Origin of the sequence: Aeromonas sp. S8(2024) (genome assembly GCF_041403085.1) — a bacterium.
Classification (GTDB): Bacteria; Pseudomonadota; Gammaproteobacteria; order Enterobacterales; family Aeromonadaceae; genus Aeromonas; species Aeromonas dhakensis.
The window spans coordinates 28,575-41,075 of sequence record NZ_JBGLRF010000017.1; the positions used below are offsets into that span (position 1 = coordinate 28,575).

Annotated in this window: 12 protein-coding genes; 5 read left to right on the forward strand and 7 right to left on the reverse strand. The window is 64.2% G+C overall.

The window, feature by feature from the left end; all coding sequences use genetic code 11:
• The first annotated feature begins 6 nt into the window (after window positions 1-6).
• Window positions 7-441, forward strand: coding sequence for a DUF417 family protein (locus tag ACB031_RS22545; RefSeq protein WP_123246562.1), 435 nt, complete (start codon window positions 7-9; stop codon window positions 439-441).
• 41 nt (window positions 442-482) lie between these two features.
• Here the strand turns inward: ACB031_RS22545 and ACB031_RS22550 are convergent, their stop codons facing one another.
• Window positions 483-2,450: a DNA topoisomerase III gene (locus ACB031_RS22550; RefSeq protein WP_371140259.1), complete on the reverse strand. Its 1,968-nt coding sequence runs from the start codon at window positions 2,448-2,450 to the stop codon at window positions 483-485.
• A gap of 361 nt (window positions 2,451-2,811) precedes the next feature.
• Here ACB031_RS22550 and ACB031_RS22555 point away from each other — a divergent pair, with 361 nt between their 5' ends.
• Together ACB031_RS22555 and torA are read left to right on the forward strand one after the other, a co-directional pair.
• Window positions 2,812-3,942 carry a NapC/NirT family cytochrome c gene (locus ACB031_RS22555; protein WP_017764798.1) on the forward strand — a complete coding sequence of 377 codons (1,131 nt, stop codon included), beginning with the start codon at window positions 2,812-2,814 and terminating at the stop codon, window positions 3,940-3,942.
• Between the two features lie 22 nt (window positions 3,943-3,964).
• Entirely contained in the window at window positions 3,965-6,445 is a 2,481-nt protein-coding gene (torA, locus tag ACB031_RS22560) for a trimethylamine-N-oxide reductase TorA (protein WP_371140260.1), read from the forward strand.
• A 142-nt stretch (window positions 6,446-6,587) separates the two neighbouring features.
• Here torA and ACB031_RS22565 read toward each other — a convergent pair whose 3' ends face one another.
• The 4 genes from ACB031_RS22565 to ACB031_RS22580 all read right to left on the reverse strand — a co-directional run bounded on the left by ACB031_RS22565 (window position 6,588) and on the right by ACB031_RS22580 (window position 9,551).
• Complete coding sequence (locus tag ACB031_RS22565; protein WP_010635837.1) at window positions 6,588-7,049, reverse strand: hypothetical protein; 462 nt, start codon at window positions 7,047-7,049, stop codon at window positions 6,588-6,590.
• 41 nt (window positions 7,050-7,090) lie between these two features.
• Entirely contained in the window at window positions 7,091-8,440 is a 1,350-nt protein-coding gene (locus tag ACB031_RS22570; RefSeq protein ID WP_005306363.1) for a sensor histidine kinase, read from the reverse strand.
• Window positions 8,441-8,477: 37 nt separating this feature from the next.
• Window positions 8,478-9,134 (reverse strand): response regulator transcription factor, encoded by a 657-nt coding sequence (locus tag ACB031_RS22575; RefSeq protein WP_005306366.1) that lies wholly within the window; start codon window positions 9,132-9,134, stop codon window positions 8,478-8,480.
• An 84-nt stretch (window positions 9,135-9,218) separates the two neighbouring features.
• Window positions 9,219-9,551, reverse strand: coding sequence for a PepSY domain-containing protein (locus tag ACB031_RS22580; protein WP_139724363.1), 333 nt, complete (start codon window positions 9,549-9,551; stop codon window positions 9,219-9,221).
• 63 nt (window positions 9,552-9,614) lie between these two features.
• Here ACB031_RS22580 and ACB031_RS22585 point away from each other — a divergent pair, with 63 nt between their 5' ends.
• A complete protein-coding gene (locus tag ACB031_RS22585) occupies window positions 9,615-9,860 on the forward strand; it encodes a PepSY domain-containing protein (protein ID WP_010635834.1) in 246 nt (81 codons plus the stop codon).
• Between the two features lie 44 nt (window positions 9,861-9,904).
• On the opposite strand, the gene msrQ is transcribed toward ACB031_RS22585, so the two are convergent.
• Together msrQ and msrP are read right to left on the reverse strand one after the other, a co-directional pair.
• A complete protein-coding gene (msrQ, locus tag ACB031_RS22590; RefSeq protein ID WP_005306391.1) occupies window positions 9,905-10,537 on the reverse strand; it encodes a protein-methionine-sulfoxide reductase heme-binding subunit MsrQ in 633 nt (210 codons plus the stop codon).
• A 19-nt stretch (window positions 10,538-10,556) separates the two neighbouring features.
• Entirely contained in the window at window positions 10,557-11,558 is a 1,002-nt protein-coding gene (gene msrP, locus ACB031_RS22595) for a protein-methionine-sulfoxide reductase catalytic subunit MsrP (protein ID WP_139753334.1), read from the reverse strand.
• A 370-nt stretch (window positions 11,559-11,928) separates the two neighbouring features.
• Here msrP and ACB031_RS22600 point away from each other — a divergent pair, with 370 nt between their 5' ends.
• Window positions 11,929-12,411 carry a DUF1097 domain-containing protein gene (locus ACB031_RS22600; RefSeq protein ID WP_005306399.1) on the forward strand — a complete coding sequence of 161 codons (483 nt, stop codon included), beginning with the start codon at window positions 11,929-11,931 and terminating at the stop codon, window positions 12,409-12,411.
• Window positions 12,412-12,501: the final 90 nt, after the last annotated feature.

Below are 12,501 nucleotides of genomic sequence, written 5' to 3' on the forward strand. Positions count from 1 at the left end.
GCAGAAATGGAACGTCATGACCGAGGTTTTCTGATCGCCCTCGCGGGGGTGGTACTGACCCTGCTCTGGATCGGCGTGTTCAAGTTTACGCCGACCGAGGCGGCGGCCATCCGGCCGCTGGTGGCAAGCCACCCGCTGATGAGCTGGCTCTATGCCGTGCTCTCGGAGCAGGCAGTCTCCAATCTGATCGGGCTGATCGAGATCCTGATCGCCGGCGGCCTGATTGCCGGCCTGTGGCGGCCACGTCTGGGCTACTGGAGCAGCCTGGGGGCCATCCTGACCTTCCTCGTGACCCTCAGCTTTCTGCTGACCCTGCCGGGCGTCTGGAAGCTGGTCGACGGGGTGCCGGTCACCGAGTTCTTTATTTTCAAGGATCTGGTGCTGCTCGGTGTTGCCTGGCACTACCTGAATTTAAGTCGCGCCAGACTGGCCGACGCCTGACGACAATGCCTTTTTGCGCCCCGACAGGGGCGTTTTTTTTATCAGGCGGCCCTGGCTGGCCGCTTGCTCCCCCGCTTGCTTGCCCCTGTTGTGCCACCACTCGCCGGGCTGCGCTTGCGTTTGGTGAAGCGACGCTTGTCGGCCCCGGGCGCCGCCTTGGGCAGGGCGCTGAAGCTGGCCCCCGAATCCTGCCTGGCGCCGTCGATCAAACCGTTCAGCTGCTCGGTGAGCGGCCCCATGAACTGCTGATAGCTCGCCTGTCGCTCGGCAATCCGGCCGAGGTGCTGCTCCCACAGCGCCGTCATGTCCGGGGTGGTGGCCGTGGCCGGCAGGGCCTGGATCAACGCCCGCCCGGTCGGGGTCGCCTTGATGCTCTTGCCCTGGCGCACCAGAAAGCGGCGCTTGAACAGCAGGTCGATGATGCCGGCCCGGGTCGCCTCGGTGCCGAGGCCGTCGGTTTCGCGCAGGGTCTTGCGGATCTCGGGATCCTGCACGTAGCGGGCGATGCCGGTCATGGCGGCCAGCAGGGTGGCATCGGTAAACGACTTGGAGGGCTGGGTCATCTTCTCCAGCAGCTCCCCCCGCTCGCACAGCAGCTGCTCGCCCTGACGCAGGGCCGGCAGGGTTCCCGCCTCCTCCTCGTCATCTTCCTCCACCCCCAGCAACGCCTTCCAGCCCGCCTTGAGGATCCGCCGTGCCTTGGCCTGAAACTGCCCGCCGGCGATGCGCAGCAGCACCTTGCTGTCGTTGTACTCGAACGGCGGGTAGAACTGCAGCAGATACTGGCGGGCAATCAGGCCATACAACCTGGCTTCATCGCCGCTCAGGCTCCCCTCGTTGCCGTGCTTCTCGGTGGGGATGATGGCGTGGTGGGCATCCACCTTGCTGTCGTTCCACGCCTTGCTGCGGATCTTGCCGTCCGCCTCGCTCACAGCCCTGGCCAGCGCCGGCGCCGTGCTGGCGATGGCTTCCCGCACCTGGCCGGCCCGATTGAAGTGCTCGCTAGGCAGATGGCGGCTGTCGGATCTGGGGTAGGTGATGAGCTTGTGCCGTTCATAGAGGCTCTGGCAGACGTCCAGCACCCGCTTGGCGTCCATGCCGAACCGCTTGGCGGCATCGATCTGCAGGCTGGAGAGGTTGTAGGGCAACGGCGCCGCCTGCTTGCGGGCCTGCTCCTCCACCTCTTCCACCAGTGCGGGTTGACCCTGGATCCGCTCCACCACCTTGGCGGCCAGCGCCCGGTTGAGCACCCGCCCCTCCTCGTCCTGCCAGGGCAGACAGGCCTCGGAGGGCAGCCACTTGGCGCTGAAGCGTTCGTTGCCCTCGGTCTGTAGATGGGCCAGCACCTCGAAGAAGGGTTTGGGCACGAAGGCCTCGATCTCGAGATCCCGCCGCACCACCAGCCCCAGCAGCGGTGTCTGTACCCGGCCGACCGAGAGAAGCTCGCTGCAACCTCCCTTGCGACCAAGCAGGGTATAGGCGCGGGTCATGTTGATGCCGTAGAGCCAGTCGGCCCGGCTGCGGGCCAGCGCCGACACCGCCAGCGGCACGAACTCCTTGTTGTCTCTGAGCTTGTCGAGGGCGCGGCGCACCGCCGGCGGGTTGAGATCGCTGATGAGACAGCGCAGCACCGGCCGGGTTTTGCCGTAGCCGAGGAAATCGATCACCTCGTCCACCAGCAGCTGCCCCTCCCGGTCCGGGTCACCGGCGTTGACCACGCAGTCGGCCTGCTTGAGCAGGCGCTTGATGACGGTGAGCTGGGTCTTGGTCTTCGGCTTGGCCACCAGTTGCCACTGGCTCGGGATGATGGGAAGGGATTCCATGCGCCACTGCTTGTAGGCGGCGTCGTAGGCATCGGGCTCGGCCTGCTCCAGCAGGTGGCCGATGCACCAGGTCACCACATCCCCCTGCGCGGTTTCGATGAAGCCCTCCCCCTTCTTGTGGGGCTTGGGCAGCACGTCGGCAATGGCGCGCCCCAGACTGGGCTTCTCGGCGATAAAGAGTCGCATGGCAAATACCTGAACACTGTATATGCGAACAGTATATACCGTGCCCAGGGCAAAGCCCAAGCCCCCGCCCGGCGCGGGACGACAGGCTACTGCACAGGCAAGAGAAGAGAGCAGGGAGTCATGGCCCAACGATAAAAAGTGGAGAGAAAGTGGTGCAGCGGCATCAATTACGCCTCAAACGAGGAGCGAAAAGACGGTAAAATCGCAGGATGTTAAATTAAATTCAGTTAAATGATAAATAACAAAATAATAATTGCATTTAAAATAACAATACAAAATATAAATCATGATAGAGGTCAATCAACTACCTCTCCATGGATACTACTATATTGGTAATATTTGAACGTAGGAAAACGCCGTCATGCTTGGAAAACTGTTGAGAAAAACCTGGTTCTGGCTACTGCTGCTTGGAGCCCTGCTGGGCGTTGCAGCGCTGGGGGTCACGGTGACCGTCATGCACAAGACCAGTTCCACCGAGTTCTGCGTCTCCTGCCACTCCATGCAGACCCCGCTGGCCGAGTATCAGGGCAGCGTCCACTTCCAGAACGTGAAGGGCATCCGCGCCGAGTGCGCCGACTGCCACATTCCGGGTGATCCCACCTCCTATCTGTGGACCAAGATCCGCGCCGTGAAAGACATCTATCACGAGGCGATCGGCACCCTCGACACGCCGGAGAAATACGAGGCCCACAAGCTGCGCATGGCGCAGTCGGTGTGGGACGAGCTGAAGGCCAACGACTCCGCTACCTGCCGCAGCTGCCACAGCTACGCGGCCATGGACATCCTGGCTCAGCGCCCCAACGCCCGCGCAGAGCACCCGGTCGCCATCAAGGAGGGCCAGACCTGCATCGACTGCCACCGCGGCGTCGCCCACATCATGCCCGACATGAGCGGCCTGGCCGCCGCCGGTGCCAGCGAGCTGGCGCAAGCCGCCGCCCAGACCCCGGCCAACGTCACCACCCGCTATGCCATCGCCACCACCCCGCTCTATCTGGATGCCGGCGCCAAGACTGACGAAGGCACCCTGATGCCCTCCACCCAGGTGGAAGTGCTGGCCAACGACAACGGCCGTGCCCAGGTGCGCATCGACGGCTGGCAGCAGGACGGGGTTAGCGAGGTGTTCTACGCCGCCCCCGGCAAGCGCATCCTGAGCACCCTGCTCGGCGACAAGGCCAAGGCGCAGCTCACCACCGGCAAGAGCGAAACCGACAGCGCCACCAACCTCACCTGGCATCAGGTCAGCCTGACCGCCTGGGTGGATCAGAGCCAGCTCATCGGCGATCAGGGCAAGCTGTGGCAGTACGCCTCCACCCTGATGTCCAACAACTGTACCGGCTGCCACGGCCTCACTGCACTGGATCACTTCAACGCCAACCAGTGGATCGGCGTCATCAAGGGGATGGAATCACGCACCTCCCTGACCCCGGAACAGGCACGCATGTTGACCCAATACGTCCAGAAACATGCCAGTGACATGAACGCGGCGCACTAAGGCTGGCACAGAGGAAATCGTCATGACTTTTTTTACCGATAAGCAAACCAATCTCTCCCGCCGCAACCTGCTCAAGGGGCTAGGCGCCTGCGCCGCCCTGCCGCTGCTGGCCGGCGTCTTCCCGAAGAGTGCGCTGGCCAAAGCCATCAGCACGGCGCTTGAACAGTTCCCGACCCTGGTGCCGGCCCAGAAAGGCATCCTCACCGGCGCCCACTGGGGGGCCTTCGAGGCCATCGTCGAAGAGGGCCGCATGGTGCGGGTCCAGCCGGTGGCCGATGATCCGGCCCCCAACGATCTCATCGACATGGCGCCGTTCCAGGTCCACGCCAAGAACCGCATCAAGTACCCCATGGTGCGCAAGAGCTGGCTGGAGCAGGGCCCGGGGGCCAAACCCGAGCTGCGCGGCGCCGACGAGTGGGTGCGGGTGAGCTGGGAGAAGGCCATCGCCCTGGTGGCCGGTGAAATCAGCCGGGTGCAGAGCGACTTCGGCCCGCAGGCGATCCACGCCGGTTCCTACGGCTGGAAGAGTGTCGGCATGTTCCACAACAGCCGCACCCTGCTGCACCGCCTGATGAACCTGGCGGGCGGCTTCACCGGCTATGCCGGCGACTACTCCGCCGGCGCCGCCCAGGTGATCATGTCCCACGTGATGGGTTCAATCGAGGTATATGAGCAGCAGACCGCCTGGCCCAACGTCATCGAGCACGCCGAACTGGTGGTGCTGTGGGGGGTCAACGCCCAGGTCACCCTGAAGAACAGCTGGAACATGCCGGATCACGAAGGTCAGGCCGGCTTCAAAGCCCTGAAAGATAAAGGCACCCGCATCATCAGCATCGACCCTGTCTACAACGAAACCGCCAAGCTGGCCGGGGCCGAGTGGATTGCGCCGAACGCCTACACAGACGTGGCCATGATGCTGGGGGTGGCCCACACCCTCTACAGCGAGCAGAAGCACGATCAGGCCTTCCTCGACCGCTACACCACCGGCTTCGACAAGTTCCTCGCCTATCTGCTCGGCAAGGAAGACGGCCAGCCGAAGAGCGTCGAGTGGGCGAGCACCATCTGCGGCGTCGAGGCCAAGGTGATCCGCCAGCTGGCCCTCGACATGGCGTCCAAGCGCACCATGATCATGGCGGGCTGGGGCATGCAACGGCAGCAGCACGGCGAGCAACCCAACTGGATGCTGGTCACCCTGGCCGCTATGCTGGGCCAGATCGGCCTGCCGGGCGGCGGTTACGGCTTCAGCTACCACTACTCTTCCGGTGGCAGCCCCACCGCCAAGGGCGGCATCCTGGCGGGCATCTCCGCCGGCAATGCACCGAAGAACGGGCCGGCGCCGATCCCGGTGGCCCGCATCGCCGACTGTCTGGCCAACCCCGGCAAGACCATCGACTTCAACGGCCGCAAGGTGACCTACCCGGACATCAAGCTGGTCTACGTGGCGGGCGGCAACCCCTTCCACCACCACCAGGACACCAACAACCTGGTCAAGGCCTGGCGCAAGCCGCAGACCGTGATCGTGCACGAGCCCTACTGGACCGCCACCGCCAAGCACGCCGACATCGTCCTGCCGGCCACCACCAGCTACGAGCGCAACGATCTGGAGATGGGCGGCGACTACTCCCAGCGCTACGTCTTCCCGATGCACCAGTGCGTGCCGCCCCAGTTCGAGGCGCGCAACGACTTCGACATCTTCCGTGACGTGGCCGCCAAGCTGGGCCTGCAGGAGCAGTACACCGAAGGCAAGGACGAGATGCTGTGGCTCAAGCAGATGTACGACGGCATGGCCGCCCAGGCCCGCGGCGCCCGGGTGGCGCTGCCGCCGTTCAACATGTTCTGGGAGTCCAACAACTACATCCGCTTCCCGGTGCCCGAGGCGAACCGCCAATGGATCCGTCACGCCGATTTCCGTGAGAACCCGCTGCTCAACCCGCTCGGGACCCCGTCCGGCAAGATCGAGATCTTCTCCAGCACGGTGGCCGGCATGGGCTATGCCGACTGCGCCGGCCATCCCAAGTGGTATGAACCCAAGGAGTGGATCAAGAGCAAGGAGGCGACCCGCTATCCACTGTCGCTCAACACCTCCCACCCGACCCAGCGGCTGCACTCCCAGCTCGACAACACCCCGCTGCGGGACAAGTTCGCCATCGCCGATCGCGAGGCGATCCTGATCCACCCGGACGACGCCAAGGCGCGCGGCATCCAGGATGGCGATCTGGTGCGGGCCTTCAACGACCGCGGCCAGATCCTGGTGGGGGCCCTGCTCTCGACCGACATCCGCCCGGGGGTGGTGCGGGTGTGCGAAGGGGCCTGGTTCGATCCGGCCAAACCGGGCGAGGCGGGAAGCCTGTGCAAGAACGGCAACGTCAACTGCCTCACCTTCGACGAGGGCACCTCCAGCCTGGCGCAGGGCAACTGCGGTCACATGGCCCAGCTGCAGATCGAGAAGTACCAGGGCCCGGCCCCGGTCAACACCGCCCATGCGGTGCCGGCCAACGCCTGAGCAGAGGACTGAGCAACAAAAACGGCGCCATCAAGGCGCCGTTTTCTTATCGCGGTTTGTGGTGTGACTAAGAAGTCACTCTCAACCATCTACTCTTCCGCATACTCCACCCGCCTTGCAGCCAGAGCGCAGACCAGGTGGCTTAGAAGTCCCCTTCCACCATGTACTCTTCCGCACACTCCACCAGCTGGGGCCAGAGTTCTTCCGGCACCCAGGCATCCGGGTCATCTTCATCCCCGTCGTACTGGCTCCAGAAATAGCGGCGCAGGCCGGAGGCGAAGTCATCGCTCAGCTCGGCCAGCTCGGAGAGCGGCCCCAGCCAGGCGATGCGGCGCAGGCCGGAGGCGAGATCGTTGATGGCGTCCATCAGGCCGCGATCGTCGAAGCTCTGCTCCACCAGCAGGGTGAAGCGCTCGCGCGCCCGCTCGGTCTGATCCTCATCCAGCTCGCCCACGTCGGCCAGCAGGTCGACGAAATCTTCCAGCAGGAAGGCAATCAGGCTGTCGCGATCCTCAAACCACTGGATCTGGGCCCCCTTGGTGCCCAGCACGGAGGCATCGAACGAATCGTCGAGGTGACACAGTGCCCATGGATCATCGGTCATGGTTCTCTTCCTCAGGCTAAAACAGGTGCCATATCTTATGCCTAGCTCTCCACTCTTGCCACCTTGGGCAGCGAGAGGGAAGCAGCCAGCCCGCCCAGTTCGGCGCGTCCCATGATGAGGCTGCCGCGGTAGGCTTCCGCCAGATCGGAGACGATGTTGAGCCCCAGCCCCGAACCCGGCACCTTCTCGTCGAGCCGCACCCCGCGCAGCACGGCCTTGGCGATCTGATCCTCGCTCATGCCGGGACCATCATCCTCGATGCGCAGGGTGATCCAGCCCCCCAGCTCGGCGCTGGAGATGCGCAGCCGGCCGGCCGACCACTTGAAGGCGTTCTCCAGCAGGTTGCCCACCATCTCGTCGAAGTCCTGCTCCTCCACCCCGACCGCCAGGGTGGCCGGCACCTGCAGATCCACTTCCCGGCCCGGATAGAGGCGGGAGAAGGCGCGGCAGATGTACTCCACCCGCGCCCGCACCGGGGTCGACACCCCGAGGATCTTGGCGGCGCCGGTCACCCGCGCCTTGCCGAGGTGGTAGTCGATGTGGCGCTGGATCTGATCGAGCTGCTCGCCGAGGGCGGCCTGATCCTCCGGCGGCAGCTGGGCCACCTGGTTGCGCATGATGCTGAGCGGCGTCTTGAGGGCGTGGGCCAGGTTGCCGGTGTGGGAGCGGGCCCGCTGCAACAGCTCGCCATAGTGGTGCAGCAGCCGGTTGATGTCCTCCACCAGCGGCTGGATCTCCAGCGGGTAGCGCAGCCGGAACCCCTCCTGATGGCCCTGATGGACCCGACTCAGCTCGCGCCGCAACAGGTGCAGCGGCCGCAGGCCGTAGACGATCTGGAACATGAAGCCGAGCACCAGTCCGGTCGCGGCAAAGCCGAGGCCGAGGAACAGGCTGATGCGGGTCTTCTTCAGGGTCTGGGTCAGGGCGCTGCTGTCCTTGGCCATCACCAGGGTGAACACCCGATCCGAACCGGGCAGCAGCACGGTACGGGTCATGATCAGCAGCGGCTCCTTGTTGGGCCCCTTGCCGACGAACAGATCAGGGTCGCCGAAGGCCGACTTCAGGCCGTGCACGTCGAGATGCACATCCCACAGGGAGCGGGAGCGGCTGACCACGCTCTCCCCCAGCTCCAGTTGCCAGTAGTAACCTGAGTAGGGCTGGCGAAAGCGGGGATCGGCCATGGGTTCGGTGACCACCGGCAGGCCATCCGGCTGGATCTCGAGGCGGGAGAGCAGATCGTAGAGCTGCAGGCGCAGGCCGTCGGCCTCCGCCTCCTGCCAGTAGTTGCGCATCATGGTCTGCAGGCTGAAGCCGGTGGCAAACAGGAACAGGCCGCACCAGACCATGGCGATGACCACCAGCCGCCCCCGCAGGGTGCGCACCAGCCTCATTCAGCCACTCCTGCGCAAGGGGGCATCAAGTGCCGGTTCATTCGTTGATCCGGTAGCCGAGGCCGCGCACCGTCTCGATCAGATCGGCGTGGGTCTTCTTGCGGATCCGGCCGATGAACACCTCCACCGTGTTGGAGTCGCGGTCGAAATCCTGGGCGTAGATGTGGTCGATCAGCTCGCTGCGCGACACCACCTTGCCCCTGTGCTGCATCAGATAGCCGAGCACCCGAAACTCGTGGGCGGTCAGCTTGATGGGGGTGCCTTCGTACCACACCTGGGACGCCGCCATGTCGAGCCGCACTCCGCCGATCTCCAGGATCGAGCTGGCGTTGCCCGCCGCCCGCCGCACCAGGGCATGGACCCGGGCCACCAGCTCGGCCACCTGGAACGGCTTGGTGAGGTAGTCGTCGGCCCCGGCGTTGAGCCCCTCGATCTTCTCGTGCAGCTGGCCACGGGCGGTCAGCACCAGTACCGGGGTGTCGATCCCCTTGCTGCGCCACTCTTTGAGCACGCTCAGGCCGTCGCGCCCCGGCAGACCGAGATCCAGAATGATGGCGTCATAGGGTTCAGTCTCGCCGAGAAAGCCGGCCTCGTTGCCATCGTGGCAAAGGTCGGTCACGAAACCGGACAGGCGCAGCTGTTCCGCCAGCTGGCCAGCCAGGGTCTTCTCATCTTCAACTATCAGAATTCGCATAAATGGGTATCCAAAGCAGGGTTGTGCCGGTACCGGCAGCAGTTGGGGGGACGAACCGGACGGTGGGTTCGCGGGCTCACGCCGTTACTCCTCTTCCAGGGGCGGACGCGGTTCGAACAGCCGCTCCAGATGGTGACCCTTGAGCCACACCATCTCCAGATTGTCGGCCCGATAGCCCACCTTGATGACGCTGTTCTCGCTGTCGATCAGCTTGAGTTCGTACAGCCAGATGCCGTCCTCCTCCCCCAGATCGACCCGCAGCACCCGTACCGGCAGGCGGGAAGCCACCTCCATCACCTCATGAAAGGGGCGCACCCGTCCCTCGCTGACCGCCTGCTGCAGCAAGGCCTCGTTCGGCGTGGCCGCCTGTGCCAGTGCCGGCAGCAGCAACCCAAGCAGAGACAGGGCTCTATTCATGGATGATTCATCTCCCAAAACCTAACATAATGCCGTTTATAGTCTGCCAGCCATGAATCCGGAATGAATATGATCCGACGCAGTTTCCTGCTGATCCTTTGCCTCTTCTCCACCCTCGGCTGGGCGGCCGAAAGCCGTCTCGACATGGCCGGGCTGGTCAAGCTGCTGGTGGCCCAAGGGTATCACGACATTCGGGAAGTGGAGCTGGAAGGGGACAAATTCGAGGTGGAAACCCTGGATGCCCAAGGGCAGCGGGTGCGACTCCTGGTCGACGCCCATACGGGTGACATCAAAAAAGAGGCCGACTAGGCCTCTTTTTTATTGCGGGTTGTCGGGGCGGCGTACTTAAGACCTCATGCCTCCCTCAGTTTCTGCGGCCGAAGCCGGCGCCAGGGGCGCAGCAGCTTGTCGCGGCGTGGCACCAGCAGGGCACAGGCCAGCAACAGGTAGATGAGGGGCTCCTGCCAGCCGCTCTTGAGCGACCACCAGTAGTGCACCGGCACCAGCAGGGCCACCGCGTAGATCCAGTTGTGCAGCTTCTGCCAAGCCGGCCCCATGCGCCGCAGCAGGGCCGGGATCGAGGTGAGGCTGAGCGCCAGCAGCAACAGCAGCGCCACCATACCCACCACTATATAACTGCGCTTGACCAGCTCGCCGCCAATCAGCCGCCAGTCAAACTGCAGATCCAGCCCCAGCCAGACCATAAAGTGCAGACCGGCCCAGGCGGCGCACCAGAGCCCGAGCGGGCGGCGCAGCTTGATGAGCTGCCCCTGCCGCCAGCGTTTGGCCAGCGGCGACACCAGCAGGGTGAGCAACAGCAGATTGAGCGCCCCCTTGCCCAGATAGTGAGTCAGCCCCTGTACCGGATCCCCTCCCAGCAGACCGCCGGGCACGGCCACCAGCAGCCAGAGCAGAAACCCCAGCGAGGCGAGGTGTACCAGCGCCCGCAGCAAGGTGATGTGACGTGCCGTCAGTCGCAGAGTCATGATGTCAGCTCCTCTCGTCTCAATACCACTTGCGCAGGTCCATGCCCTGATAGAGGGACGCCACCTCGTCGGCATAGCCATTGAACATCAGGGTCGGCTGGCGCTTGGCGCCGAAGATGCCCCCCTCGCCGATGAAGCGCTCGCTGGCCTGACTCCAGCGCGGGTGATCCACCGCTGGATTGACGTTGGCGTAGAAGCCGTATTCGTTGGGGGCCAGCAGGTTCCAGGTAGTGGGCGGCATCTCCTCCACCAGCCGGATGGAGACGATGCTCTTGATACTCTTGAAGCCGTACTTCCAGGGCACCACCAGCCGGATCGGCGCACCGTTCTGGGCCGGCAGCGCCTTGCCGTAGAGCCCCATCGCCAGGAAGGAGAGCGGATGCATCGCCTCGTCGATGCGCAGCCCCTCGACATAGGGGTAATCGATGCCACCGCCGAGGGAACGCGACGCCTGTCCAGGCAGCTGCTCCGGATCATAGAGAGTCTCGAAGGCCACGAACCTGGCGCGGCTGGTGGGCTCGGCCCGGCGAATGAGGTCCGCCAGCGCGATGCCGCTCCAGGGCAGCACCATGGACCAGGCCTCCACGCAGCGCAGCCGGTAGATGCGCTCCTCCAGCGTGCTCTTGTTGATGAGATCCCACACGTCCAGGGTAAACGGCTTGGCCACCTCCCCCTCTACCTTCAGAGTCCAGGGCTCGGGCTTGAGGTAGTGGCCATTGCGGGCCGGATCCCCCTTGTCGGTACCAAGCTCGTAGAAGTTGTTGTGGGTGGTGGCCTTCTCCTCCGGCGTGAGGATCAGCCCCTCCGGCCTGGCAGCAGCGTGGATATTGAGCGCCCGGGTGGCGACCGGTGCAGGCTTGTCGCCAGAGAAGAGATCGAGCACCCCGGCCTGGGTCGGCAACGCCAGGGTGGCGGCGCCGAGCCCCAGCCCTTTCAGGATCAGGCGACGATCCTGATAGACGGCTTCCGGCGTGACATCCTGTTCGGTGAGGTGATGGGCAGAGCGGCGCTTGAGCAACATGGAAAAACTCCCGGGGCGATGAGGGTAACAATCATAAGACCCGCCCCGGCCGAGTTTTATTTCACGGAAAATTACATGAACTGATAGAGGGGCAGTGCCTTGGCCATGGTTCCGACCAGAAACAGCACTACGAACACCAGCAGGGGAACGATCACATTTGGCACCATCAGACTCACTCCATGAGCAGGACAGGGCCTCTAACTATGGTGCAGACACGACCGCCTCACCATGAATTTTTTTCGCGAGCGCAAGCGTATTCCTGAGTTGAAATGAGTGATGCAGATCACACACAATTCCGCCCCTGCTTGCCGCCCCCCCTGCGCGGGGTAGGCTCCCCTTTTTCCGGATTTCACTACTGAAGAGTCACGCCATGAGCCCATTGATCGCCATCGCCATCACGACCGGGATCCTCTCCGCCGTCTGGGGCTGGGTCGCCGTCACCCTCGGCCTCATCTCCTGGGTCGGCTTCCTCGGCTGCACCAGTTATTTTGCCTCCAGCGGCGGCTACAAGGCGCTGCTGCAGACCCTGCTGTGCAATGCCAGCGGCATGCTGTGGGCCCTGCTGCTGATCCATGGCGACGCCTGGTGGGGCGCCGGGGTGGCGGGCTACCTGATGACCGGGGTGGTGGCGACCCTGATGTGCGTGCAGGCCAGGCAGCAGTGGCTCTCCTACATTCCCGGCACCTTCGCCGGTTGCTGCGCCACCTTCGGAGCGGCAGGAGAGTGGCGGCTGATCCTGCCATCCCTGGTGATAGGTGCGCTGTTCGGCTACCTGATGAAGGCGAGCGGCCTCTGGCTCTCCCATAAGACCCAGAAAACCCAGGCAACCGCTGGCGTCACCGACCCGGCTTGAGCCGGCCTAACGTGACCGATTCGGTCTGAAACCAGAGGGGCGGGCCGCCCACCAACCACCGCCCCCCCAAGAAAATAAAAAAAATCTACA

Excerpts from the sequence above, each read along its gene's own strand:
- ACB031_RS22545 (WP_123246562.1), top strand. The coding sequence starts at position 7 with ATGGAACGTCATGACCGAGGTTTTCTGATCGCCCTCGCGGGGGTGGTA.
- ACB031_RS22550 (WP_371140259.1), bottom strand. The coding sequence starts at position 2,450 with ATGCGACTCTTTATCGCCGAGAAGCCCAGTCTGGGGCGCGCCATTGCC.
- ACB031_RS22555 (WP_017764798.1), top strand. The coding sequence starts at position 2,812 with ATGCTTGGAAAACTGTTGAGAAAAACCTGGTTCTGGCTACTGCTGCTT.
- torA (WP_371140260.1), top strand. The coding sequence starts at position 3,965 with ATGACTTTTTTTACCGATAAGCAAACCAATCTCTCCCGCCGCAACCTG.
- ACB031_RS22565 (WP_010635837.1), bottom strand. The coding sequence starts at position 7,049 with ATGACCGATGATCCATGGGCACTGTGTCACCTCGACGATTCGTTCGAT.
- ACB031_RS22570 (WP_005306363.1), bottom strand. The coding sequence starts at position 8,440 with ATGAGGCTGGTGCGCACCCTGCGGGGGCGGCTGGTGGTCATCGCCATG.
- ACB031_RS22575 (WP_005306366.1), bottom strand. The coding sequence starts at position 9,134 with ATGCGAATTCTGATAGTTGAAGATGAGAAGACCCTGGCTGGCCAGCTG.
- ACB031_RS22580 (WP_139724363.1), bottom strand. The coding sequence starts at position 9,551 with ATGAATAGAGCCCTGTCTCTGCTTGGGTTGCTGCTGCCGGCACTGGCA.
- ACB031_RS22585 (WP_010635834.1), top strand. The coding sequence starts at position 9,615 with ATGAATATGATCCGACGCAGTTTCCTGCTGATCCTTTGCCTCTTCTCC.
- msrQ (WP_005306391.1), bottom strand. The coding sequence starts at position 10,537 with ATGACTCTGCGACTGACGGCACGTCACATCACCTTGCTGCGGGCGCTG.
- msrP (WP_139753334.1), bottom strand. The coding sequence starts at position 11,558 with ATGTTGCTCAAGCGCCGCTCTGCCCATCACCTCACCGAACAGGATGTC.
- ACB031_RS22600 (WP_005306399.1), top strand. The coding sequence starts at position 11,929 with ATGAGCCCATTGATCGCCATCGCCATCACGACCGGGATCCTCTCCGCC.